The organism is Phocaeicola dorei (assembly GCF_013009555.1).
In the GTDB taxonomy this organism is placed as follows: Bacteria; Bacteroidota; Bacteroidia; order Bacteroidales; family Bacteroidaceae; genus Phocaeicola; species Phocaeicola dorei.
The window spans coordinates 4,979,667-5,004,977 of the sequence record NZ_CP046176.1; the positions used below are offsets into that span (position 1 = coordinate 4,979,667).

Sequence of the window (25,311 nt, forward strand, 5' to 3'; positions counted from 1 at the left end):
GATTATCCGCGACTATTTTTTAATCCATCTAAAATAATGAAACTAAAATATATTTTTACTCTTCCACTGTTCTTTTCTACTGTAGCCTGCAGTGACGATTCTCCCCAAACACCGGATACATCGGGGCAACCGGACAACAGCATAAACGTAGAAAAAACAGTAACCATAGATGCCGGACAATCTTTTCAGACTCTGACAGGATTTGGCGCATCAGATTGTTGGGCACCTGCCTTCGTAGGAAAAAGCTGGATAACGAATCGTGACAAAATCAGTGAACTGCTATTCTCTTCTGAAATACAATCAGGACAACCTAAAGGTATAGGACTCTCCATGTGGCGTATGAATCTAGGTGGTGGCAGTGCAGAACAAGGTGAAGCAAGTGGAATAGAAGACAAATCACGCAGAGCAGAATCTTATCTGACTGATGACTTAACATTAGACTGGACACGCTGTAAAGGGCAGCGCTACTTCTTGCAGCGTGCCAAAGAGTTTGGTTGTCAGAGTATAGTACTTTTCAGCAATACCCCTCCTGTACAATATACCTCCAACGGAAAAGGATTCTCCAATAGCGGAGGAATTTCTAATTTGAAGGATGAACGTTATACGGACTTTGCCAGATACATGTCAGATGTAGCAAAATACTATGTAAACGAAGGATATCCAGTGACACATATCTCACCAGTTAACGAACCCCAATATAAATGGGACAGCGGCCAGGAAGGCAGCGGATGGACTAATGATGAAGTAGCCAGACTTATACGTGAATTGGATACCGCCATCACTTCTGCCGGTCTTTCTATTGATATTCTTCCAGGGGAATCTGGAGATTATGAATATCTCTACAAATTTAAGAATGATGCCGCCCACAGTAACGTACTTTCAGCATTTTTCACACCTGGAACTTCCACCTATATAGGCAACCTGACTCATGTAAAGAAACTTATCTGCGGCCACAGCTACTGGACAGATGGCACATGGGATGGTATGCGTAATGTCCGGAAACAACTGGCCCAAGCAGCCCAACAATATGATGTAGAAATATGGCAAAGTGAGTGGAGTATGTTAGGCGACGGATACAGCTCTTCCGAGTTTATAGGCTATGACCAAGCAACCGAAATGGACATTGCACTTTATATGTCAAAAGTAATACACAATGACCTAACTATAGCAGGAGTTTCCTCCTGGAGCTACTGGACCTCAATGGATATCCCCCGCTGGGGACACAAAAACCGCTTCTTACTGATTTCACTGGAACCCTCCGATGGAGTTTATGGGGATATAGAGAAAGAAGGCACTTATAAAGCTACTCCCACACTTTGGGTATTAGGTAACTACAGCCTATTCATCCGACCGGGTTATCGCCGTATCATGCTTAACATGAATGAATCATCCAGTTTCTTCGGGTCAGCATGGATTTCACCGAAAAAAGATAAAATTGTTGCTGTTTATACCAATCTATCAGAAAAAGGAGTCCGGCTAAACGAAATTCATAAAGAATGGGTAAGTGAAATAAGCTCCATCACTACTTATATAACAACAAATAACAAAAATTTGCAAGAGGTACACGTCACGGCAGACCAACAAGTAATTGTGCCTTCGGAAAGTGTTACAACTGTCATTTATAATCTGAAATAATCCCTCAACTTTATGAAATACAAAGCATTATTATTCTCTTTATTTGCAACAGCAAACCTGTTTGCTCAGCATCCTGCCATTCACTTTGAAATAGAAACAGACCAACCCTGTCAAACCATGGACTATTTCGGAGCATCAGACTGTTGGAGCATGCAATTTATAGGCTTATGGCCACAAGAAAAACAAAACCAAGTAGCCGACTGGCTGTTCAGTACGGAAAACCATGAAAACGGACAACCTAAAGGAATCGGTCTGTCTTTATGGCGTTTCAATGTAGGAGCCGGAAGTGCGGAACAAGGAGAAGCCAGCCAGATAGCCTCTCCCTGGATGCGTGCCGAATGTTTCCTTCAAGCAGATGGTAACTATAATTGGAATAAACAACAAGGGCAGCGCAACTTCCTGCGTCTGGCAAAAGAACGAGGTGTAAACAAATTTTTGGCATTTCTTAATTCACCTCCCGTGTATTTCACACAAAACGGTCTTGCCACCAACACAGGCCGTGGAGGAACCTTAAACTTAAAGGAAGAGCATTATAAGAATTTTGCCCGTTTTCTTGCCAATGTCATAAAAGGGGTGGAGAAACACGATGGAATCAAGTTCAATTACCTCTGTCCATTCAATGAACCCGATGGGCATTGGAACTGGATTGGCCCCAAACAAGAAGGTACACCGGCTACCAACCGCGAAATAGCCCGTGCCATACGCCTCATCAGTAAAGAGTTCGTAAATAACCAAATTGACACACAGATTCTAGTCAATGAGTCCTCTGACTATCGTTGTATGTTCGATACTCACATGACTAATTGGGAACGGGGGTATCAAATCCAGTCTTTCTTTAATCCGGACAGTACAGCCACCTATCTGGGTAATACTCCCAATGTTCCCCGGCTGATGGTAGGGCATAGTTATTGGACTAATACTCCTCTGAATAATTTACACAATATCCGTTGTCAATTAAAAGATACTTTAGACAAGTATAAGGTGGATTTCTGGCAGACAGAAACCTGTATCATGGGCAATGACGAAGAAATCGGCGGAGGCGGAGGATATGACTTCACCATGAAGACAGCATTATATGTAGCACGGATCATTCATCATGACATTGTATATGCAGGTGCTCGCAGTTGGCAATGGTGGCGATCTATCGGTGGAGATTATAAGGACGGATTAATCCGTGAGTATAGTGATCCGACTTTTCTGAATGGTGAGGTGAAAGACTCCAAATTAATGTGGGCTTTGGGAAACTACAGTAGATTTATACGCCCGGGAGCTGTTCGGAAAGCAATTATAGCCAAAGACGACCAAGGGAAAATCATTCCTGAAGGCGATACGGATGTAACCGGACTAATGTGTTCAGCATACCAAAATACAGACGGAAAGGAGGTTTTCGTTATGATTAATTATGCAGCGGAAGATAAAGAGTTTACTTTCTATCAGCGTAACGGAATTATAAAAAACTGGAAAATCTATCGTACTTCGGATAAAGATGGAGAGAATCTTCTACCGGTGGGAAGCATCAAAAACCATGAAAAAGTTGTGATTCCGGCACGTTCCATTATTACGTTGGTCACTCAATAATACTCCAATATATAAAGAAATAAGGTTGGCTCTTTGTGAAGAGTTCAGCCTTATTCTCTTCTTAAAATACATTTCGGTTCTCAATCCTTCCTTTTTATACTGCTTTCCCTCACCTGCAAACAAGTAGGAATAATGATTTGCCTGATTTTTTTATCTCCCTTAATCTTATCAATCAACATCTGACATGCGGCTTCCCCCATCTTATAAGTCTGATGCGAGACGGCCGAAAGGCGAGGCACTACATAATTGGCATGTTGCTCATCTGTATACCCAATAAGCGCTATATCCTGAGGAATACGAAGATTATGATTTCTAATCACTTCCATAGCGGCAAATGCCAATGTATCATTCATGGCAAGAATCGCATCGGGAGGCTCCGGAAGCGATAATAAAATTTCTGTTGCTATTTTCCCTTCTTCAAAATCAATTTTCCGACACACAACCAAATCTTTCTCAATAGGTATCTTATTTTCCCTTAACGCTTCAAGGTAACCATGTTTTCTCTTTCTTACTATATCCAGATGGTTTGCACCACCGATAAAAGCAATCCGTTTGCTTCCATGATCCAACAAGTGCTGTGTCGCCATCTGAGCAGAATATACTCCATCAGCCACTACCGTAGAAAAACGGTCAGGCATGCAAACACGATCAAATAGAACAAGCGGCATATTCATATCATCCAAACTCAACCAATGGGCATAATCTGTTGTTTCTTGAGATAAACAACCTATAATACCTTCCACATGCATATTGACCAAATTCTCAATATTTCTTTTCTCATGGTCGTATGACTCATGGGAAGTCGTGATGATAACAAAATAGCCGTTTGCTATAGCGGTATCTTCTATACCACTTAAAATAGACGCAAAGAAATGAGTAACAATATCAGGTACAATTACTCCAATGGTACGGGGAGTATTTTTCCGGAGACTCATAGCAAAAGGATTGGGGTGATAATTCATCTCTTTTGCCAATTTTTGAGCTTTAATACAAAGTTCCCGACTGATTTCGGGACTATTTTTCAAGGCACGGGATACTGTAGGTATGGATACACCTAATATCTGTGCCAAATCTTTCAATGAAGTACGTCTCGATTCTGCCATATCAATGCTGTAAACGGTGATTCATCTACAAAGAAAGCATATTCTCACCAATATACATACAAAGAGTGCATTTTTTAGTGATAAGATTAGTGGTAAATACTGCGATATGCACCCACTATTCACCACCAATCACTTATCACTAATAAATCGTTCCGCGCATCCGGTCTTCGAATGCAGCTAAAGCAGCCTTGGCGCCTTCCCCCATTGCTATAACTATCTGTTTATAGGAAACATCCGTTACATCTCCAGCAGCATAGATACCTTTTACAGAGGTCCGGCCATTTTTATCAGTCAGAATTTCACCCATGCGGTTCGTTTCCAGCAATTCTTTAAACAAAGCGCTATTGGCAGTCAAACCTATTTGGACAAAAATACCATCCAAGGCAAAGATCTCTTCTTTTTCGGATGAACGGTCTTTCTTTATAAGCCCCACCACTTTATCACCGTTTCCTAACACCTCTACCGTTTGAGTATTAGTAATAATATCCACATTGGGCAGGCTTTTAGCTTTCTCCTGCAAAACAGTATCCGCTTTCAAAGTATCCATGAACTCGAATACAGTCACTTTGGAACAGATTCCCGCCAAATCAATAGCAGCTTCAACCCCAGAGTTTCCACCACCTATGACTGCTACTTCCTTATCTTTATAAAATGGTCCGTCACAATGAGGACAGAAAGCAACTCCATGACCGATGTATTTTTCTTCACCGGGAACATTCAATTTTCTCCAATTCGCCCCGGTAGCAATGATCAATACGGGAGCCTTGTACGTTTCTCCACCTTTCACAGACAACACTTTCATGCCCTCTGTCACTTCCACTTTCTCTATCCGGCGATTTTCTAAAATATCAATATGATATTCCGCCAAATGTTTTTTCAGATCCTGAGCCAACTGTTTACCGGTAGTCTGAGGCACAGATATCAAGTTCTCAATCCCCATTGTCTCATTGACTTGTCCACCAATACGCTCGGCTATTATTGCTACTTTCAACCCTTTACGAGCTGAGTAGATAGCAGCTGTCGCACCAGCAGGACCAGCACCGGCTACCAGTACATCATATTCTTTTGTCTCAACAGCTTCCAATTCCACCGAACCGTAACGGGCTTCCAGCTTCTCCAACAGATCCCCCATACTGCTACGCCCCACATGAATCTGTTCACCATCAGCAAATACAGTAGGAACAGCCTGTACTTTCATCCGTTCCACTTCTTCTTCATTTATAGATCCATCTACTGCCTCATGGCGTATCTGACCATTCAGAAGTACCATCATATTCAAAGCTTGAACCACATCGGGACAATTGGTACAGGTCAGAGACAAATAGGTGGTCAAACTAATCGGTCCCCGTAACGCCTTGATACGTCTGGTAATAAACTCGTCCGGAAAATTCTTTCCTTTGCCGTCAGCATTCAGAACAGCCATTAACAAAGAAGTAAATTCATGGCCACCAGGTACGGCACGGAATATGATTCCCGTATCCTCTCCCTCTTTTAAAAGGATAAACTTCAGCCCTTCACTATCCTGCAACCGACAGGAAAGTTTATCCGAACAGGAAGCCACTTCTTCCAACAAGTCCACCAACTCGGCACGACTTTCGTGCTGAGGGTGGACGAAGATGTCAAAAGTATAGTGCGCTTCCAATTGGGCAAAAAGACCTTTTAACTGATCTTTTATCGCACTATCTAACATGAGTTCTATACTTTAAATTTTACCTACCAAATCAATACTCGGTTTCAAGGTCTCAGCACCTTTCTTCCATTTAGCAGGACAAACCTCACCATCATGAGTGGCTACAAACTGGGCAGCTTCTACCTTACGAAGAAGTTCATCAGCATTACGCCCGATACTGTTGTCCTGAATTTCAGCTAATTTGATCTTGCCTTCGGGATTCACTACAAAAGTACCACGATAAGCCATACCGTCTTCTTCAATCATCACACCAAATGCACGCGACAAAGCACCTGTAGGATCTGCCAACATCGGATAAGTGATTTTGCGGATGCTTTCAGACGCATCATGCCATGCTTTATGAACGAAATGTGAATCGGTGCTTACAGAATATACTTCCACTCCCATTGCTTTGAACTGATTATACTTTTCAGCAATATCTACAAGTTCGGTAGGGCATACAAACGTAAAGTCAGCAGGATAGAAGAAGAAAATAGCCCATTTACCTTCAATATCTTTATTAGTTACGGTTTTAAACTCTCCATTATGGAATGCCTGAACTTTAAATTCAGGAACTTGTGAATTAATAATTGGTTCCATACTCTTTTTATTTTTAAATTAAAACTGATTTTTAAATTGTAATTATTACATTTGCAAAGGTAACCGACTTCAGCACCTTCCACAATACCTAATTATTAGGATTGTATAGAACAAGATTCACCATAAATAGGTATTGGATAAACGATTTTTTTAATCGAATTTTGCATGGAGTTAAAAGGATGCTAAATATTTTAACAACAATAGTTTATATTAGAATAATTATTTAAAAGTACATGTAGTATGAAAATAGAAAAAATTATAGCCCGCGAGATATTAGACTCACGTGGTAATCCCACAGTAGAAGTCGATGTTACATTAGAATCAGGAATCACAGGTCGTGCATCGGTTCCGTCAGGAGCATCAACCGGAGAACACGAAGCATTAGAACTACGCGATGGTGACAAAACTCGCTATAATGGAAAAGGAACCTTAAAAGCTGTAGCCAATGTAAACACAATCATTGCCCCGGCGCTAATTGGTTGCTCAGCACTGGAACAACGTGCCATTGATAAAAAGATGTTAGCATTAGATGGTACTCCCACTAAATCCAAACTCGGAGCCAATGCCATTTTAGGCGTATCGCTAGCAGTAGCAAAAGCAGCCGCAAACTATCTGGATATACCTTTATATAGATACATAGGTGGGACGAATACATACGTAATGCCGGTTCCAATGATGAATATCATCAATGGCGGTTCACATAGTGATGCTCCCATTGCTTTTCAAGAATTTATGATTCGTCCTGTAGGTGCTCCATCTTTCCACGAAGGTTTACGCATGGGAGCCGAAGTATTCCATGCGCTGAAAAAAGTATTGCATGACCGCGGTCTGAGCACTGCCGTAGGCGATGAAGGTGGCTTTGCTCCTGCCTTGAACGGAACCGAGGATGCCATTGAGTCTATTCTGGCAGCCATCAAGAATGCAGGTTATGAACCGGGTAAAGATGTCATGATTGGTATGGACTGTGCTTCTTCTGAATTCTATAAGAATGGCGTTTATGACTATACGATTTTTGAAGGAGAAACAGGCAAAAAACGTACGACTGACGAGCAAATTAATTATCTGGAAGAATTGATTAATAAGTATCCTATCGATTCTATTGAGGACGGTATGAGTGAAAATGACTGGGAAGGGTGGAAGAAGCTGACCGAACGTATAGGCAACCGTTGCCAACTGGTAGGTGATGACTTGTTCGTAACCAATGTAGAATTCCTTTCAAAAGGTATTGCACAAGGATGCGCCAACTCTATCCTGATCAAAGTCAATCAAATAGGTTCTTTAAGTGAAACACTGGATGCTATTGAAATGGCTCATCGTCATGGATATACCACTGTTACTTCCCACCGCTCAGGAGAAACGGAAGACGCAACCATTGCAGACATTGCCGTAGCTACCAATAGTGGACAAATCAAAACAGGCTCATTGAGCCGGAGCGACCGCATGGCAAAATACAACCAGTTACTCCGTATTGAAGAGGAACTGGGTAATTTGGCCGTATATGGTTACAAACGAATCAAATAATTGGATCTTTTGTACATTTATGTAATCGGATAGCGTCTTTGAGAAAAGGCGCTATTTTTTTTGGATATTGCTTTCCGATGACATTCTTAAAAAAAATATAAAAGCCTCCTGTCTTCTGTCTGTCCTTTAAAGGTTTTATGTACTTTTGTACCGCTTTAAACAAAAAACAATCAATAAAAATGGACGATTCAATACCACGAACGTGCAATAGTATTAACTGATCCGACAGGGCAATCACTACTCTGAATGCCTCTGAACGGATATAAATGAACGAAAGGAGGCAATAAGATGAGAAAATATCTTTATTGTGAAAATGGCTTTGTAGAAAAGCCACAATGGATGCCAAACTGCTGGGTGAATGTAGAATGCCCCGACCAAAGTGATTTTGAGTTTCTGACTAAAGAATTAAAAGTCCCCGAAGCTTTTTTAGAGGACATCGCCGATATGGATGAACGTCCACGAACGGATACGGAAGACAACTGGCTACTGACCATTATCCGAATCCCCCTGCAACAACAGGGAAGCATCCCTTATATCACTATCCCTATCGGTATCATTACAAATAATGAAATCATTGTTACCGTGTGTTATCACTCCACTGAAATGATTCCTGATTTCATTGACCACACCCGACGTAAAGGAATCATTGTGCCTAATAAATTTGAACTGATTTTACGGTTAATTTACTCATCTGCCGTATGGTTCTTGAAATATCTGAAACAAATAAACAATGATGTAGCTGCCGCAGAAAAAGAATTGGAAAGGAGCATACGTAATGAGGACCTGCTAAGATTGATGAAACTACAAAAAACATTGGTTTATTTCAATACGTCCATTCGTGGAAATGAGGTGATGGTAGGTAAATTGCAAAGTATCTTCCAGGAAAAAGATTATCAAAACCGCGATTTGGTAGAAGATGTAGTCATTGAATTAAAACAAGCATATAACACGGTAAATATCTACAGTGATATCTTAACCGGAACCATGGACGCATTTGCTTCCATCATATCCAATAATGTGAACACCATCATGAAACGCATGACCAGTATTTCCATCATTCTGATGGTACCCACATTAATAGCTAGTTTCTATGGAATGAACGTAGATGTACATGTAGATGCATTACCACATGCTTTTAGTTTTATTATTTTGGCGTCCATCACATTGTCTGCGTTGGCCTTTGTTATTTTCAGGAAGATAAAGTGGTTCTAAAAAATCCTGTAACAATATCATATGACCTGTCATTCACGACAACAGGTCATATGATAAAACTGATAAAACTCTTTTCGCCCCCTAATCTTATGACAAAGAGATTCAATTTACTCTTGATTTCTTTCTCCAAATACGTTTTATCCATAAATAGTATCCTGTTAATGGCAAGGTGGCTCCTATCAAAGCTGCTATAAACGTCAGTAAACGAGTAAGCATACCGCCCCAACTACCAACATGTACAGAATAGATCCATCCGCGAATCTTTCCAGCCTTCTCAGCATCTTTATATAAAACTACCTCATCAATCTCACCACTATGAGGATTGAATTTATAACGGTCGGAAGCACGTTGATTACCAAAGGTATTGAAAGAAACATTTGCTACCCCATCTGATAAGGTTATCTGTTTGTAACCGGGATTATTTAGGGCTAATTGTTCATAAACTTGTTGCCAACAAACATAGGACGAAGAATGAGAAACATTCTTTCCAGGTTGATCACTACCTCTACCACCACGCAGAGTCACCCCACTATGTGTACCTCCCTGTTGTACTTCCACGCCAAACACTTTATAGAAACCTGCCCGATACCATCCAAAAGACCATGTTAACCCGGTAAGGGCCATAGCCAATAAAAAAAACAGCGCATACATTCCACCTGCAACATGCAGGTCATACCAAAATCTTCTAAAGCCCCTGCCGACAGATATTCTTAAACTATTTTTCAAGGCTTTTCGTGTACGAGGCCACCAGATAACGATACCCGATATCAAAACCACGACAAACAACAGGGTGCTGACACCTACAATCATTTTTCCCCAAAAGACTCCGCCATCCGCTTTCATACTGTCCAACAGCCAGCGATGCAGCCTGAACATAGTCACAAAAAATGCAGGACGTTCATATTTACCTTTAATCTCACCAGTATATTGATCCACATACATAGAAGCACGACGAGGCTTGGACAGATTCACCTGCCAAGCGCGTTCCGGGTCAGAAAAAACACTGATTCCTATCACAAACACACTGTCGGGTAACGTGAGTTCTACCTCTTCTAATAATCGATCAACAGGAAGTGGAACTGTCTCTACCTTTTTTACATAATAGAGTTCATGCCTAGCCAGTTCCATCACTTCATTTTCAAAAACCAGCATAGCTCCCGAGAAGCAAATCAAGGTAATGATTAACCCGAAAGGAACAGAAAGCCAAAGATGTATTTGGCGAAATATTTTCTTCATAAAATCTTCAATACAATTCATAAAAAGAGTCTGCATAAGCACATACTGCCCGCAGACTCCCACTATATTATTACAATACTCAGTTCTGAGGTTGCAGTTTACCGACGCCACTGATTTGTGTCGCTTCTATAGAAACACCCTTTGTCGCTACCGCACCAACCGGATCTATTTTATAAATAGACGGATATCCTTCTGTTGTAGTTACAGCCATATAGGCATATCCATTCTCCACATACGGAGTATTACCAAAGCCAGAGATCAAATCGGCAGAAGGCAAGCCGGTTACATAAGTAAGTTTTCCGGTTTCTCCTTTATATATCGCTAACTGATTAGCTGTGAAACCAGTTTCAGTCAAGGGACGATCATACATCAACAACAAGAAATAATCTCCCGTAATATGCCAACAACGAATGAAAGATTTACCTCCGGTCTGCGCTTCGATACTATAATAATAATCAGGATCAAACTCTTCTGTTCCAGCCTTTATACGTACGACTCCAGCATCCAAGGTAGTCTGTTGCCGTTTATCAGCCATTGTTTTGGCATAACTAGGAGAAAATACATAAATATCACCATTATCTGCCGCCCAAATAGTTTGGTAATATTGAGACTTCATTCGCCCACAAGCATAGCTGATTTTATCAGTCTCAATAATCTTTTTAGTAGTCAGCGTTTCATTATCAAAAATAGCGACCCAGCATTTGTTGGGATATTGCGTCCATTGCAATTCGCCTTTTTTATAACTGCTGCTGTTGGAACCACCGTCTTCTGTCTTTACCAAATCATCATTGCCAGGAAGTATCCATTTTCCCCCGTCAGTGGCCGATCCATATTGACTTAACCCCATTGGAATAGCAGCGCTATACAGCTTATTATTTTGTTCCAATATGCCGGCCAATGTTACATATTCTCCATTTCCCAAGAAGTTCTCGGACATATAAGCCTTATTTTGAGTATCATTCGTTGTAAATGTTTCAGCAGATACATCCAAATAAGAAAGCAAAAACATTTTTGGTAAATATCCATTCTCATCAGCATACGCAGTGGGTCCGTCACCGGTAGACGAGGTCATGATATATTTATCATAAATACCGTAAGTAGTAAATCTCTTTATGGCAAACTCCCCCGAACGAGCCTTTACTTCATTATTTGAATCCATGATATAAGAACGGGTCGTACCTGCATTCCCTTGATTATAAGTCAGTGCATAAAGATATTGATTCTTGTAAAACACCCATTGAGTTGCGCCATCATTCACAAGACCATTATTCACTGTAGAAACAGTGCCTTTATCCAACGTTTCAGAAGTAAGCAGCACATTCGTTGTATTTCCAGACGCTGTGACCGAAGATGCAATAACATACTCACCTTTAGCCTCGGTACCCGAACCGTAATCCGGCTCATTATCCGTACATGCACTCAACACCATTCCTACTATGGCAATAGCAACAAATCCATTCAAAAAGAAAACTTTCTTCATTTTATTCTTCTATTTAATTTAAAATCCAATTAATTATAAACTTTTTCCAATTCTTTAATTACCGAAACAAACACGCAGTTTACCATAAAAAGCCCGACCGGCCTTCTGAAGACTAAAATTATCATATAACTTCTCATCTGTGAAGTTACGACATTCCAATGATACGTTATATCGTCCTTTTTGCAAACTATAAGAAAGGGATATATTGTGTGAGAATTGATCAGGTACCACATAGTCCCCCTTATTTGAGCCTATTCGGGAAGAATAATAAGTAAAGCTATGCAGATATTGATTATCATAAGACACTGTCAACATATTGCCTTTCCTTCCTAAATCCCGCCAATAAAAAGTAACATCCGAATCAGCAAACATATAAGGCAGGTTCGGCATCCGTTCTTTATAAGCCAAATTTTCCGCACTGCTGGAAATAGATGTTTTCATATTGTCGCGTACATCCATTTTGGTAAAATTACCTCCTATACTCACCCAATTGCCAAAACCGTAACGAGCAGAAACAGTATATCCTTTCGTCAATACTTTACCGTAATTAATATATTTCGCAGCATATTTACCACCACTCAAATCCGCAATATTACGCTGAATATAATCTTTCGTATTCCGATAAATCACTCCACCTTCCATATATACAGAATGCCTGCCAAATGTTCTGTTATAGCTCAAATTAAAATTCAAATTATCACTACTCTCAGGTTTTATACTGATATCTCCCATTTCCAAATCCTCATCTCCAAACATTTCTTCAATAGTAGGCAGACGATATGCTTTTTCGTATGACAATTTTGCCTGCAAACCGGATAGAATGAAATAAGTTCCCGCAGCTCCATACCCTATGGAATTCATGTTTCGGGTAGTACGGACATAATCATCCTGATTCGTAGTCGTAGCCATAGGACCTGCTACATACAAACTATAATATTTTCCAAACACTGAGAGGTTCCAATTATCAGACGGCATCAACCGATAGGATAATCCGGAGATATTCTTATGGGTTTCTTTAGCGATGGCATCCTCCGATTCCACCTTAGCCAATAAAGAAGTATTAGAACGGCGGAAAGTATTCAACACATGATTAAAGGTCAGCATGTGTATTTTCGCCAGACGGTAATTAACAGTTAATGTTCCATTCCAATTGTTATTATCCGCCCGTGAATATTGATTGGATTGTTCACCGGGTGAGTTCATTAATTTCCTATCACCCAACCAATTGTACTTATATGAAGCTGTATCTATATTTGCCGTTGCATTTTTATTATAATTGGCAGTCAATGCCACATTCAGACCTTTGATTAATAAGTCACGCTTATTATACTCCAATGACGGCATCAACGAATGTCCTTTACGATGTTTTTCCCCATAAACTATTTCCTGACGTACTCCGGTCTGTATCTCCTTATACATATGTGAATAAGTAAAGCCCAACATCAATCTGTCTACCCATTTCTTATCCACAATGCCAATCTTACCTATAACCGCCTCATTATGATAGGTATCATTAAAGCGCTTAACACGTACCCTTTTATCTTTATCAATTCTTCCGGTTTCAAAGTCCTCTACCGGTGCGTCCACATGATAATCATTATCCGAATAGTTTTGGAAAGCATTTATTTCATAAGTAAAGCCGTTTTTGAAAGTTTGTCCGAAATTCACATACGATTTATGCGTATTGAACGACCCGTATGAATAGGAGCCATCCAAAAACCAATTACGTCTCTTCTTATTGGTTACAATATTGATAACACCACCTATAGCATCCGTGCCAAATCCTACAGGAACCACCCCTTTATACACTTCAATCCTATCTGCAAAATTCACAGGAATATTATTTAAGCCAAAAGAACTCCCTACTCCCTCCTGAGGTACACCGTCAATAAATATCTTCACATGTTTGCCACTGAAACCATCCAACATCAATTGCATATCCGAACCTACCCCACCTGACTCACGGAGTTTCATTCCCGGAGCTTTAGCCAAAGCATCACTCAGATTTTTGGTAGAATTCTGGAACTCTTTTGTATCTACAGCTATCGCATTGAATGCGGAACGTTTCACACGGGAAACCCCGTTAGATACCACTACAACTTCATCCAACTCAGTCACTGACGGGGCAATCATTACATTCATCTTAATCCTTTCTCCATGAACTAAAGTTATGGGCTTTTCTATAGTTTCATATCCTATAGCCGAAACAACCAGTGTATATTTCCCTGCCGGTGCATGAAGATGATAAATACCTTCTTCATTCGTTGTACAGCCATAAGTTGTACCCTTCAAATATACGGTCGCAAAATCTACGACTTCCTGTTTTTCTTTGGATATCACTTTACCGGATACCATTATCTTAGGTTGTGCAAAGATAGATATCGCTCCGATTATTAAAAAAAGGGATCCTAAACTAATCCTTTGTAACTGTCTTCTTACCATGAATACCTATAATTCTAAATTCTTAATTTTTGGGAATGCAAAGTTCTATAAAAAGAAAGGGGGAAACAATCACCTGATATCGGTAATCTTTTCCCCCATTTTACAGAATATATATACTACGCAATAGCTCTTTATAGGTATTTATGCAATAAACACGCTATCGGGTCTAGTTCCGGAAATCAAACCATAGCTTCATTCTAAAGCCATCATCCCCTTTATTAATTTTAATATAAGAAGCCTCTCCTCCTGTCCCCTGAGAGTTGACAGCCGGAATTTCAAATAAGAACGAAAGGTCTCCAGCAGGATATTCCTTTACTGATATTCCACGGCTTTCACGGTCACGCTGCTCCTCCGGAGTGAAGACGCGAAAGAAAATACCGTCAGTTTCCGAATAAACTGTCATCGGTGTTGTCTTTGATTGGAGTGTTGCCCAATAGAGATCTGCATGATACCCTTTGAATTCCGGATAAATAAGCTGATGATAATATTCTCCCGTCACCGTATTGTTGTAGTCCTTCTGCCAAATACCATAATTCGTTCCTTCGATACGGTTCTTCCATACCCGGTAAGGACCTTTGCCTAACCAACGCATCCCACTGATGTTCTTTTCAGGAAAAGAGAATGAAAAACCGAAATTAAGAACCGGACGGTCAAAGTATACACCGTCAAACTTGTTCTTTGCTCTGTAATTCAGCACTAATGCATCCATTCCAAGCAATCCGTCAGGTGCCATTCTCCAGACAATGGAGTCGGCCGCACCTTTATATTTTACGGTATAAATGGCAGTATCACCTTGCATCTTTAGGTTAGCAGAACAGAAAAGCATCTTCATCCCGACCGGGAGAGGACCATCAGACAATGGTATGATCTTGCTACCGTTCTTCACTTCTACCAAATTACCATTCGCTTTGTTGAATGTTGCTGTAACTCCATTCGCTATCAGTGTAATACTATTGTCGTCTGTCTGATATCTGGCAGTAGCAGTTGTTGTCGGTTGTAAATACCTGTATTCTATAAAGTACTTACGGTTATTCTTGATAGGAAACGTCCAATTACATATCATATCTCCCGCTACATTGTAGGCTTCCAATTCCAAGATGTCTCCATTGAAGAATTTCTCAGGCAAATCAAAGTGGGCTATCCCCTTCTCGCCAGGCTGAATCGCAGGTAACAGTACGCCGCCCTCCGCTAAGCAGATGGGGCTGTCGGACACCTGTGGAATAGGTAAACGCATTACCTTCCACTTCATCCGGCATTCGCTTAAGTTGCTGAATAAGTAATCGTTAGTTACATAAAAATCTCCTTTGAAAGAAGAAGTTATTTTTAATGGATGTATTTGAATGGGTGACCATACCTCCCGAACAGTATAAAAACTGCCTTCTTTTTCGCGATTTGCCCCCACAATACCATCGGGAGCATTAGGACCGTAAGTGTCCATTTGTCCGGTATCTGTACGGCGGACAGCTTCATCCACATATGCCCAAAGGAAGCCACCGGCAAAAAGTGGATTTGCCTTAAACTTTGACCATAGTCCTTTGAGGCCTGCACCCTGTCCACGGTCATAGAGGCCATGCAGGAACTCCGTCATCATAAAAACCTTATGCCCGCGTTCCAACCGATACATGTTATCCGTACCATTAGGGTAATGACGTGTATCCAAGCCATTGAAATCCGCCCACGGATGAATGACGTGACGTTTCTGCGGATCATAGTCGGCAAAACGATTGTCAACAGCAGTATTCCATCCTCCTTCGTTACCATTTGCCCAAACAAAGATACACGGGTGATTCACATCACGAAATATCATCTCAGGCAGTAACTTTTCTGCTATTTCAGTGCTATAGCTATTCTGCCAACCACATAATTCATTGAGATAAAGAAGACCTATGGAATCACACGCCTCTAAAAAATGAGTATCTGGTGGATAATGTGAACGCACGGCATTCATATTCATCTGCTTAATGAGCAAAGCATCCTTCAGACTGAGTTCCCGGCTGATTGTCCTACCTGTTTCCGGATCAAAGCAATGACGGTTAATCCCCTTCACTAAAAGACGAGTACCGTTCAGATATACGCCATCTTCAGGACGGAATTCAATGGTACGGAATCCTATGCGCTCCGTAATCTCGTGCACAACATCTCCTGTTGTGGAAAGAAGACGCATCGTGAGCCGGTAAAGGTTGGGATGTTCAGGATCCCATGTCCTGATATTGTTCCAATGTGTGGTAAGTATCTGTTTCTCTTCCGTCGAAAGCCCGCATACCTGCCGCCCTATAGGAAGCTGTGAATCACAGGAAATGAGCGACAGTTCCAATTGTTGTCCTTTGGAAATATTTTTCAAATATACATCTGTGTGCAACGTACCGTCAGCACGGGCATCCACCGCTATATGTTCTATTTGCGTGCGAGGCTTTGCCGTCAGATATACAGGACGATAGATACCTCCGAAAAGCCACCAGTCAGCCCGGCGCTCCGCTGCATTAACTGATTTATCAGCCGACTGCTTCTTCACCGTCACTTCCATCAAATTCGTTTTCCCGAATTTCAGTCTGTCCGTGATATCATAAGAAAAACGATAGAATGATCCCTGATGAACAGGGCCAGCGATGACATCGTTGATTTTCACTTCAGCATCAGTCATAACACCTTCAAATACAATACTTATCTGTTTGCCTTTCCAAGTGTCCGGAACATCAAAACAATGACGATAGATGCCGTATTCATCGCAAAAATCATGTTTCCTGTAGGCATCATATTGCTTTTCTTTCTCGTGTTCCTTATAAATATAATAGCGCCCGTAGGTATAGCCTCCAAAACCTTGCTGTTCCCAGCAAGACGGAACATCTATCTTGCTCCACTTTTGAGAGTTCATACCTGAAGAGCACCAGAAATTCCACTTCACAGTATGATCCGGTCCTGTACCGGAAAGATACCTCACTTCTGTCTGTTGAGCTTTTGTCGTGCAAAAGCATAATAAAATAATGAACAGTCCAATAATTTTCTTCATACAATTCATGCTACATTAATAGGTTGGTTGAACTGGAAATACATAGAACATTCTGTCTGGTTTGAAATCAATCATCCATTGATCTATCAGGACATGATCATCCAAAGCAGTGATGGATAAAGTATGCTTTCCTTTCGTCAATTGATGACCAGTTTCACGAACAGCCTGTCCACGGAGTACATTCTGTTTCCATCCTTCCGAACGAAACGGCTCTTTAATAGAACATATCCGAGGCTTTTCACCATCTATACTAACACTGAAACGAATATCTCCTTTATCATTAGGTTGTGTCGGGATTACGGCAGTGCGCAGTATCGCCTCTCCATCCCATAAACAATCAAACTCAAAAGTAATTGACTTTCCCTTTGGTACGGAAACAGCATTCATACTATGTCCCAATGATTGAATCGTCACGACCCCTTTAGATGCGTTTGTATAATCGCAAGCATTAGAAACAATACAATGATCCTTAGCCACTTCCTCCAAAGGTAACGATTTTGGTCTTCTAAAAGAAGCATATTTCTCTATTTCCTTATCTGTCAGCCATATGGGAACTTCAGGCGGATAGAACACATATAAATCCCGCGGATTATGGCACATGGAGTATTTCCATTTGCCATCTGCCAGTTCATTGTTATAGTAATCTGTCAAATCGCGGATTTCCTGGTAAGCTTTAATGCTTTTGGCACAGGCAGCCATTAATTGACTTTCGCGGGTCCATAAAGTCGTGTCGCAGCTTCCCGGAGAGATGCAACGTGCTCTTTGTGCCTCCAGCATCTTTGTGCTCATGGCAGCAGCGCCAAATACAGGATACTTAATTTGGGCAAAGAAAGCATCTTTGCGTTCCTGAGGAATCATTGGTTCCACTTCCGATAAAATCTCTTTAATGGCTTCATAGGATTCCAGATAACGATCCAGTTCGCCGCCAAATTCGGTTAAGCTAAAGTCCGTATTTTTAACCGGAGACCAGCCTTTAGTATATTTTTTCTTGTCCAGCTCCACTTGGTTCCAACCCATAAATTCCGGTTTACGGATGCCGCACAGGCGATAAAACTCTAACATGGCAGGCAATAATTTTTCTCCTGCTTCTTTGCCAAATTCGCGGCAAAGCCAGCTCTTCTGATGCTCCACAAGAGTAGATGGAGATACGGAATTGATATTCCATGCCATATCCAGAAAGAGTTCCAAATCGTATGCCGCGGGTTTCAAATCGTGCACATTAACCACCCACAAACGGCGGGCATTGCAATCGTATGCCTGTTTCATTTCACTATAAATCAATCCCGGCTGGGTAGTGCATAACCACATATAGTCATGCGGACGCCCCCAATAACTGAGATGATAATACACTCCGGCACCTCCGTTACGCTTTTGCTGTTCCTTGTCACTTAAACGGGTCATATAGCCATAGTTGTCATCACACCATATCAAAGTGATGTCTTCCGGCAGTTGCAAGCCATTCTCCATTATTTGAAGCACTTCTTTATAGGGGACAAAAGCCTGGGGAATTTTCTCCACATCTTTATCTACATACTTCGATAATAACTTGCGCTGGTCGTCAATAACCTGTTGCAGTGCATCGGTCTTTTCCTGAAGGGTCTTGACCCCTTCCATTCCACTGTCGTGAATACCTCGCATACCCATGGTGTAGAAATTTTCATAAGGTCCAGCCTCTTTCAGCCGTTCTATCCAATAGGATTGTACCCCTTCACGGTTTGTTATGTAATTATAGTCACCCCGTTCATTGACTTTCCATTCACCTACATTATTGCGCATCATTGGCTCGCAATGCGAAGTACCGATGAGAATGCCGCAACTGTCAGCTGCTTCTTTAGCTCCCGGCACAAAGTAGAACGGAGTCGTAATTCCATGCATTCCCGGCCAAATAGCATTGGCACGAAGGCGCATCAGCAATTTGAAGATTTCTTTATAAGTACGTGCACCAATACGTCCTTTTATATCAGACGGTTCAAAGTTTTTCCAGCTCCAAGGCTGCAAGCTCCAGTCTTCATCATTTAAAAAGATTCCACGATACTCTACCGATGGACTCTGAAAAGTAGAATAATCAGCCGGAAGGGTCAATCGCTCTTTTCTCATCGGTGTCACATCTCCCCACCATACCCATGGAGACACTCCTGCCAAGCGGGAAAGTTCAAGTATGCCGTAAGCAGTTCCCCGACCGTCACTTCCTACAACCAACAACTGATTTTCTCTTATCTTTATAAAAAAAGCGTCTTTTCTGGCAACAATACTATCCACCGGGATTCCGTCTTTACGGAGATCTCTTAGGATAGACTTGTTTTTATCCAACTGAATAATATTAATAACCGCCGTTCCGAAAAGAGTTTTTTGAGGTAATACCCCCGTCACCTGTTGCATGTCACCCTTAAACATATCCAGTGCTACCGCCACTACTGGAGAAACAGATCCAGGCAAGGAATAAGTAATAGGACGTTTACCATTATACCAAACAAATTCTTTATTGGCAACAACCTCTCTTGTACTAGCTGCACAAATCACTACAATATGCACAAACAAAGCTACACTGGTTATAGCCATAATCAATAATCGACTTTCCCTTTTTAATTTCACATTCATCAGTTATTCTACTTTAATTGATTTTTTTAATAACGAGGATGCCATATATCATAACATCCCCGTCCTAAACACATCTCAATACTATCTAATCACCTTACTAATACCCTGGATTCTGATCTTCAGCACTCATCAACTCATTCGCATCAATCGCCGCCTGAGGAATAGGACGAAGTAATTTCTTTCCAATCATTTGTGCGGCCCGCCCTTTTATCTGAGGATTATATAAATCATTATACTCCACCAATTTCTGTGTACGTCTTAAATCAATCCATCGAGATCCCTGTCCAAATAACTCACAAGCACGTTCTTTTAAAATAACATCCACATTTATTTCAGTTACCGCATCAAGCCGTGCACGTCGGCGCACTTCATTCAAACGAAGCAAAGCATTTCCCTTATCACCAGCTTTTAAATAAGCCTCTGCTGCTACCAAATAAATCTCAGGAAGCGTAATAATATGTACATCACGATAATCTGTTTTATTAGAATAACTAGCAGTATTAGAATCATCAAATTTACGACAAGGAGCGCCCCCATAAGAATAGGTTACAAATTCCTCATAATCAATTTCTCCAGGCATATATTCTTGAGGATCCCGTGTATGATCAGACATCGGTAGTATCCATGTATTTTTACGATTTTCAGGATCAAGAGCTTTCCATGCATCGATATCTTCTTCTGTTTCATACCATGCCGGATAGTAACGTTTCAAAGGAATTCCTATAAAAGTTCCACCATTCTTATACCAATCCCAATACCAATAAGCGGATGCAGTAACAATATCAGGTAACTCCTTCATAAACGTTACCCCATAGCGTATATCGCCTTTTTCAAAACACTGCAAAGCATGTAAAGTCGCAATAAAAGCAGAAGTACTCCCCTTTCCATGATCTTCTTGCCCCCCCATATGATTACAATAAAAGGAACTCCACGGATGCCCACCACTGACTGTATTAGCAGCCGTAGCATAGTCATATTCCACATCCCAAATAAATTCTTCGTTATCATCTCCACTACAATCCGCTCTCCAAAGATCCTCGAAAGGAGTAACCAAAGCACGATTAGCTATCACGTCATCTGCTACTTGGGCTGCTTTGGCAAAGTAATCTTTTTTATCTAAATCCCAAGCTGCTGCTAAATAAGTTTTAGCTAATAACGCACGAGCCGATTCAATACTTATACGACCACCACCATCCAAAGCGGTAGACTTTTCCATAGCTCCGGCAGCTATTACATTCTCCAATTCCTCAATAATATAAGTGTAAACATCAACCACCGAAGATTTAGGATATCCGGTTTGAACATCAGCCACATAATCTTTCATCAAAGGTACCCCCCCGAAAGTATTTACCAATATATAGTAATAATTCGCCGCCAATACTCGTGCCTCATCCACACGCCTGCTACGCAAATTCTCATCAATAACTGCATCCGCCGCATAATGTTTTATAGCATAAGCCGCACGGATACCTTTATAACATGCCGTATAAAGCTCTTTCATCACACTGTTTTCAGGATTTAAAGTTTCATATTCATGCAACTCATCATTGATATAATTACGCCCATCAGCATACATATCCGTACCTGCATTAAAATAAGTAGTATAACTGGATACTGCATAAACATCTCGTAAAGTACTATAAGCATTTGATACCAAAGATTCAAAACCTGTCTTAGTCGAGAAATATTCTTTGTCCGTTACATTTGACTTATTATCTGTAGTCAGAAAATCTTCACAACTTGTAGTCAAAACAAAGCCAACCAATATGACTGCCGTATATATATATTTTTTCATATCATTTACCTTTCCTTTGAAATTAAAACTTAATATTCGCACCTATCTGATAAGTTACCGATGCAGGACCACCATCAGTTAATTTAGCATTTGCCCATTCAGGATCAAATCCATCATAATCCGTAAAACAAAATGGATTAAGCACATTGATATAAAGACGCAAATGCTGTAATCCTGCTTTAGTAATCCACTTCTTAGGGAAAGTATATCCCAAACAGATATTTTTTACCTTTACAAAAGAAGTCTTCTGATACTGAAAGCCTTCTCCCTTCGCGCTACCTTTATCAGAAAAATATCCACCTGCCGAAGTATCGGAATTATTCGGATAAGGATATTCACCGTAATGAGTTTCAGTGGCATATACAATATCACCGGTAGTATGGTCAATAACAGGCGCCCCTTTAGGAATATAAAAATCCATTGCCATATGTTGGTTACCACGATCAGACCATTTCATATATTTATCATGGAAATAACTACGAGCCCATTGTCCTTGTTTAGTATAAATCATTACTGAGAAATCGAAACCTTTATAATACATATTTGAACTTAAACTTCCCACCCATTTAGGATCTGTACAACCATATATTTGCTTATCTTCATCCGTAATCTTGCCATCATTATTCCAATCATTCACAGCTATCTGACCTTCATACCACTTATATTTCGAACCATACTTTGCATACAATTCTTGCAAAGTATAATGAATATCCCCATCTTTAGTGTGCATCGTTACCCCTTTATCAGTTATCACATCAGTATGAATATAGTCACGCAATACATTTAACGGCTCACCAATAAAGCGATTGGATGCAATTTCATCCACTTTCCCATTACTAAGTTCCAATATTTTATTCCAGTTACGAGAATAATTCACACTTAAATCCCATATAAAATCTTTACTCCGAATAATGCCAAACTGCATTCCTAATTCAATTCCGGTATTACGAACTGAACCGACATTAAAAGTAGCTTTTGTTTCACCTGTTTCAACAGGAACAATCCTATCCATAATCTGCCCATCAGACAAACGATGATAAAAATCGGCTGTCAGATTAATACGATTACTCAATACACTAAAATCCAATCCTAAATCAAACTCTTTTACCTTTTCCCAAATGAGTCCCGTATTAACAAGCCCATTAGGGTAATATCCTTGTATTTCCGATCCTCCCAATACCACATAACTAGGTCCTGAAGCTGTAGCTATTGTCACATAATCATCCACATTGTTGTTACCGGTAACTCCATAAGACAAACGCAATTTCAAATTATCCAACCAATGAGTACCTTTTAAAAAGCTTTCTTCTGACATACGCCATGCCAAAGCAACGGAAGGAAACCATCCCCAACGGTTACCTTCTGCAAAGCGTGAAGAACCATCAGCACGTGCTGTAGCTGTCGCCATATACTTACCTTTATATGAATAATTCAAACGAAGAGCTCCTGAGACCAAAGTAGATGCTGTATAGGAAGAAGCTATCTCCTTATCACCGGAAGCCTTATCCAAGGCATGAAAAGAAAGCATATCATCCGAAATACCAAAGCCTTTCAATCTATAAATTTCTTTATCAGAACGATATATGGAGAATAAACCCATCGCGCCAAACGTATGATCACCTATTGTTTTATTAAAATCAAGCTGATTATCCCAAGTCCAGTCCATACGGTCTGTCGTCTCAACCTCTGCAGAGTTCGTTCCGTTCACCTGATAATAATTGGAACCTAGCGGATTACGGTCATTCACTCCAGTAGCATTAAACTTTCCTTGACGCCCATGATAAAAGTTAGGTGAAAAAGTAGTCGCAAATTTTAATCCATCCATTATATTAGTACGCAAATATACATTGCCAAAGACATGAAATTTGCGAGTTTGATTAGTATAGTTTTCATCCTCTAAATCATTCAGTGGGCTAACAGTAGAAGTGAATTGTCCGGTAGACCCAAAAGCATCCTTTGACCCTGGATTATTGATAATGTTACCATTTTCATCATAAGGTGCAACAAAAGGATTGAAATAAAAAGCGTTTTCATACGGACAATAAGTTCCATCGGTACTAAAATCATCTTGCACCGTATAAGCCATATTCACAGATAATCCAGCTTCAAATACTTTGGAAATTTTTCCATCAAAAGCACCTTTGATATTGAAACGGGAATAATCATTATGTTTGAACACATTTTCTTCCCCTTGATAACCAACTCCTAACCGATAATTAATTTTTTCTGTGGCTCCGTTGGCACTGATATAATGATTCTGCTGATTACCTGTCCGAGTTACGAGGTCTGTCCAGTCATAACCATCTGTTCCCGACATCATCATCTCATAAATTTGGGAATCACGGTAGTTTGTACCACCATCACGTTTCAGAAACGTAGTTTCCAAATCAGATTGTTTAATTTCATAATGAGGAATACCGTTCGCATCTACTCCTTTACGACTAGAACCATCAAAGACATCTGATGTTAAAAGAGTATGACGTGCAAAACGATAATCTATAAATTCTTGAGCATTCATAAAATCAGGCATACGGACAACCTTACGTATCCCATAATATCCATCATACGAAATAGAAACATGTTGAGGTTTTCCTGCCCCCTTCGCACCTTTGGTTGTAATCATAATCACACCAGCAGAAGCACGTGAGCCATAGATAGCAGTAGACGAGGCATCTTTCAAGACGTCTACCCGCTCAATATCCTCGGGATTCAAAAAATCCATAGACGAGCACACAATACCATCAATTACATAAAGAGGAGCAGCCTGTTTATTTATAGATGCCTGTCCACGTATCTGAATATTAAATCCGCCACCCGCACGGCTATTGGATTGAGTGATATTTACTCCCGGAACCGCACCTTGTAATGCATCTTCCAAACGGGTAGTACCTCTAGCAGCGAGTTTTTCAGAAGATATAGAACCTACAGAACCTGTCAAATCTGATTTCTTCATGGTACCATAACCTACCACCACTACTTCATCCAATACTTCGGTATCATCCATTAAAGTCAGACTGAAAGAAGTCTGCCCTTTAACTGGGATTTCCAAAGTCTTGTATCCAACAAAACTTACCTGAATCGTCCCATTGGTAGGGACATCAGAAAGAATAAAGTTCCCATCAATATCTGTTATAGTCCCATTAGCGGTTCCTTTCACCACCACACTGGCACCAATAACAACCTCACCATTTGCATCTATTACAGTTCCTTTAATCTTACTAGGCTGCTGGTACGCAGAAACCAATAACGATTCATTTACCGCATAAGCAACATGACTTCCTGAAAGAAAAGCTGCACAAATAAAAACCGCAAGAAGCGATTTTCTGTTTCCATAAAAATTAGATTTCATTAGCCAACCTTTTTAAATTAGACATTAAAGTTTTAATGCCACAAAAGTAATCAGCTATTCATTTTACAGAGATGAAGCATCTCCCG

Annotated in this window: 14 protein-coding genes; 4 read left to right on the top strand and 10 right to left on the bottom strand. The window is 40.5% G+C overall.

Annotated features, from left to right (window positions below):
- The first annotated feature begins 36 nt into the window (after positions 1-36).
- Both GKD17_RS20420 and GKD17_RS20425 read left to right on the top strand, forming a co-directional pair.
- Positions 37-1,635 (top strand): glycoside hydrolase, encoded by a 1,599-nt coding sequence (locus tag GKD17_RS20420; protein ID WP_007839038.1) that lies wholly within the window; start codon positions 37-39, stop codon positions 1,633-1,635.
- A gap of 12 nt (positions 1,636-1,647) precedes the next feature.
- On the top strand, positions 1,648-3,213 hold the full coding sequence (locus GKD17_RS20425; protein ID WP_007839040.1) for a glycoside hydrolase: 1,566 nt from the start codon (positions 1,648-1,650) through the stop codon (positions 3,211-3,213).
- Positions 3,214-3,293: 80 nt separating this feature from the next.
- Here GKD17_RS20425 and GKD17_RS20430 read toward each other — a convergent pair whose 3' ends face one another.
- The 3 genes from GKD17_RS20430 to ahpC all read right to left on the bottom strand — a co-directional run bounded on the left by GKD17_RS20430 (position 3,294) and on the right by ahpC (position 6,585).
- Entirely contained in the window at positions 3,294-4,316 is a 1,023-nt protein-coding gene (locus tag GKD17_RS20430; RefSeq protein ID WP_005844540.1) for a LacI family DNA-binding transcriptional regulator, read from the bottom strand.
- 139 nt (positions 4,317-4,455) lie between these two features.
- Positions 4,456-6,006, bottom strand: coding sequence for an alkyl hydroperoxide reductase subunit F (gene ahpF / locus GKD17_RS20435; protein ID WP_007839042.1), 1,551 nt, complete (start codon positions 6,004-6,006; stop codon positions 4,456-4,458).
- 12 nt (positions 6,007-6,018) lie between these two features.
- The gene (ahpC, locus tag GKD17_RS20440) at positions 6,019-6,585 is read right to left on the bottom strand and encodes an alkyl hydroperoxide reductase subunit C (protein ID WP_007839044.1); all 567 of its coding nucleotides are present in this window, start codon (positions 6,583-6,585) and stop codon (positions 6,019-6,021) included.
- 240 nt (positions 6,586-6,825) lie between these two features.
- On the opposite strand from ahpC, the gene eno reads away from it, so the two are divergent.
- Together eno and GKD17_RS20450 are read left to right on the top strand one after the other, a co-directional pair.
- Positions 6,826-8,106 (top strand): phosphopyruvate hydratase, encoded by a 1,281-nt coding sequence (gene eno / locus GKD17_RS20445; RefSeq protein WP_007839046.1) that lies wholly within the window; start codon positions 6,826-6,828, stop codon positions 8,104-8,106.
- Positions 8,107-8,394: 288 nt separating this feature from the next.
- Positions 8,395-9,318 carry a magnesium transporter CorA family protein gene (locus tag GKD17_RS20450; protein WP_005850609.1) on the top strand — a complete coding sequence of 308 codons (924 nt, stop codon included), beginning with the start codon at positions 8,395-8,397 and terminating at the stop codon, positions 9,316-9,318.
- Positions 9,319-9,420: 102 nt separating this feature from the next.
- Here the strand turns inward: GKD17_RS20450 and GKD17_RS20455 are convergent, their stop codons facing one another.
- The 7 genes from GKD17_RS20455 to GKD17_RS20485 all read right to left on the bottom strand — a co-directional run bounded on the left by GKD17_RS20455 (position 9,421) and on the right by GKD17_RS20485 (position 25,225).
- Positions 9,421-10,554: a PepSY-associated TM helix domain-containing protein gene (locus GKD17_RS20455; RefSeq protein WP_371741504.1), complete on the bottom strand. Its 1,134-nt coding sequence runs from the start codon at positions 10,552-10,554 to the stop codon at positions 9,421-9,423.
- Positions 10,555-10,633: 79 nt separating this feature from the next.
- The gene (locus GKD17_RS20460; protein WP_007839052.1) at positions 10,634-12,034 is read right to left on the bottom strand and encodes a DUF4374 domain-containing protein; all 1,401 of its coding nucleotides are present in this window, start codon (positions 12,032-12,034) and stop codon (positions 10,634-10,636) included.
- Positions 12,035-12,088: 54 nt separating this feature from the next.
- Positions 12,089-14,389 carry a TonB-dependent receptor domain-containing protein gene (locus GKD17_RS20465; protein ID WP_371741505.1) on the bottom strand — a complete coding sequence of 767 codons (2,301 nt, stop codon included), beginning with the start codon at positions 14,387-14,389 and terminating at the stop codon, positions 12,089-12,091.
- Positions 14,390-14,642: 253 nt separating this feature from the next.
- Positions 14,643-17,483, bottom strand: coding sequence for a glycoside hydrolase family 2 TIM barrel-domain containing protein (locus tag GKD17_RS20470; RefSeq protein WP_007839054.1), 2,841 nt, complete (start codon positions 17,481-17,483; stop codon positions 14,643-14,645).
- Positions 17,484-17,498: 15 nt separating this feature from the next.
- Positions 17,499-20,081 carry a glycosyl hydrolase 115 family protein gene (locus GKD17_RS20475; protein WP_007839055.1) on the bottom strand — a complete coding sequence of 861 codons (2,583 nt, stop codon included), beginning with the start codon at positions 20,079-20,081 and terminating at the stop codon, positions 17,499-17,501.
- Positions 20,082-20,178: 97 nt separating this feature from the next.
- Positions 20,179-21,876 (bottom strand): RagB/SusD family nutrient uptake outer membrane protein, encoded by a 1,698-nt coding sequence (locus tag GKD17_RS20480; RefSeq protein ID WP_007841246.1) that lies wholly within the window; start codon positions 21,874-21,876, stop codon positions 20,179-20,181.
- 22 nt (positions 21,877-21,898) lie between these two features.
- Entirely contained in the window at positions 21,899-25,225 is a 3,327-nt protein-coding gene (locus GKD17_RS20485; RefSeq protein WP_007839057.1) for a SusC/RagA family TonB-linked outer membrane protein, read from the bottom strand.
- Positions 25,226-25,311 lie beyond the last annotated feature (86 nt).

Bases quoted from the DNA above. Each gene is read 5' to 3' on its own strand.
- GKD17_RS20480 (WP_007841246.1), bottom strand. From the start codon at position 21,876: ATGAAAAAATATATATATACGGCAGTCATATTGGTTGGCTTTGTTTTG.
- eno (WP_007839046.1), top strand. From the start codon at position 6,826: ATGAAAATAGAAAAAATTATAGCCCGCGAGATATTAGACTCACGTGGT.
- GKD17_RS20475 (WP_007839055.1), bottom strand. From the start codon at position 20,081: ATGAATGTGAAATTAAAAAGGGAAAGTCGATTATTGATTATGGCTATA.
- GKD17_RS20460 (WP_007839052.1), bottom strand. From the start codon at position 12,034: ATGAAGAAAGTTTTCTTTTTGAATGGATTTGTTGCTATTGCCATAGTA.
- GKD17_RS20470 (WP_007839054.1), bottom strand. From the start codon at position 17,483: ATGAAGAAAATTATTGGACTGTTCATTATTTTATTATGCTTTTGCACG.
- GKD17_RS20485 (WP_007839057.1), bottom strand. From the start codon at position 25,225: ATGAAATCTAATTTTTATGGAAACAGAAAATCGCTTCTTGCGGTTTTT.
- GKD17_RS20465 (WP_371741505.1), bottom strand. From the start codon at position 14,389: ATGGTATCCGGTAAAGTGATATCCAAAGAAAAACAGGAAGTCGTAGAT.
- ahpC (WP_007839044.1), bottom strand. From the start codon at position 6,585: ATGGAACCAATTATTAATTCACAAGTTCCTGAATTTAAAGTTCAGGCA.
- GKD17_RS20430 (WP_005844540.1), bottom strand. From the start codon at position 4,316: ATGGCAGAATCGAGACGTACTTCATTGAAAGATTTGGCACAGATATTA.
- ahpF (WP_007839042.1), bottom strand. From the start codon at position 6,006: ATGTTAGATAGTGCGATAAAAGATCAGTTAAAAGGTCTTTTTGCCCAA.
- GKD17_RS20425 (WP_007839040.1), top strand. From the start codon at position 1,648: ATGAAATACAAAGCATTATTATTCTCTTTATTTGCAACAGCAAACCTG.
- GKD17_RS20420 (WP_007839038.1), top strand. From the start codon at position 37: ATGAAACTAAAATATATTTTTACTCTTCCACTGTTCTTTTCTACTGTA.
- GKD17_RS20450 (WP_005850609.1), top strand. From the start codon at position 8,395: ATGAGAAAATATCTTTATTGTGAAAATGGCTTTGTAGAAAAGCCACAA.
- GKD17_RS20455 (WP_371741504.1), bottom strand. From the start codon at position 10,554: ATGAAGAAAATATTTCGCCAAATACATCTTTGGCTTTCTGTTCCTTTC.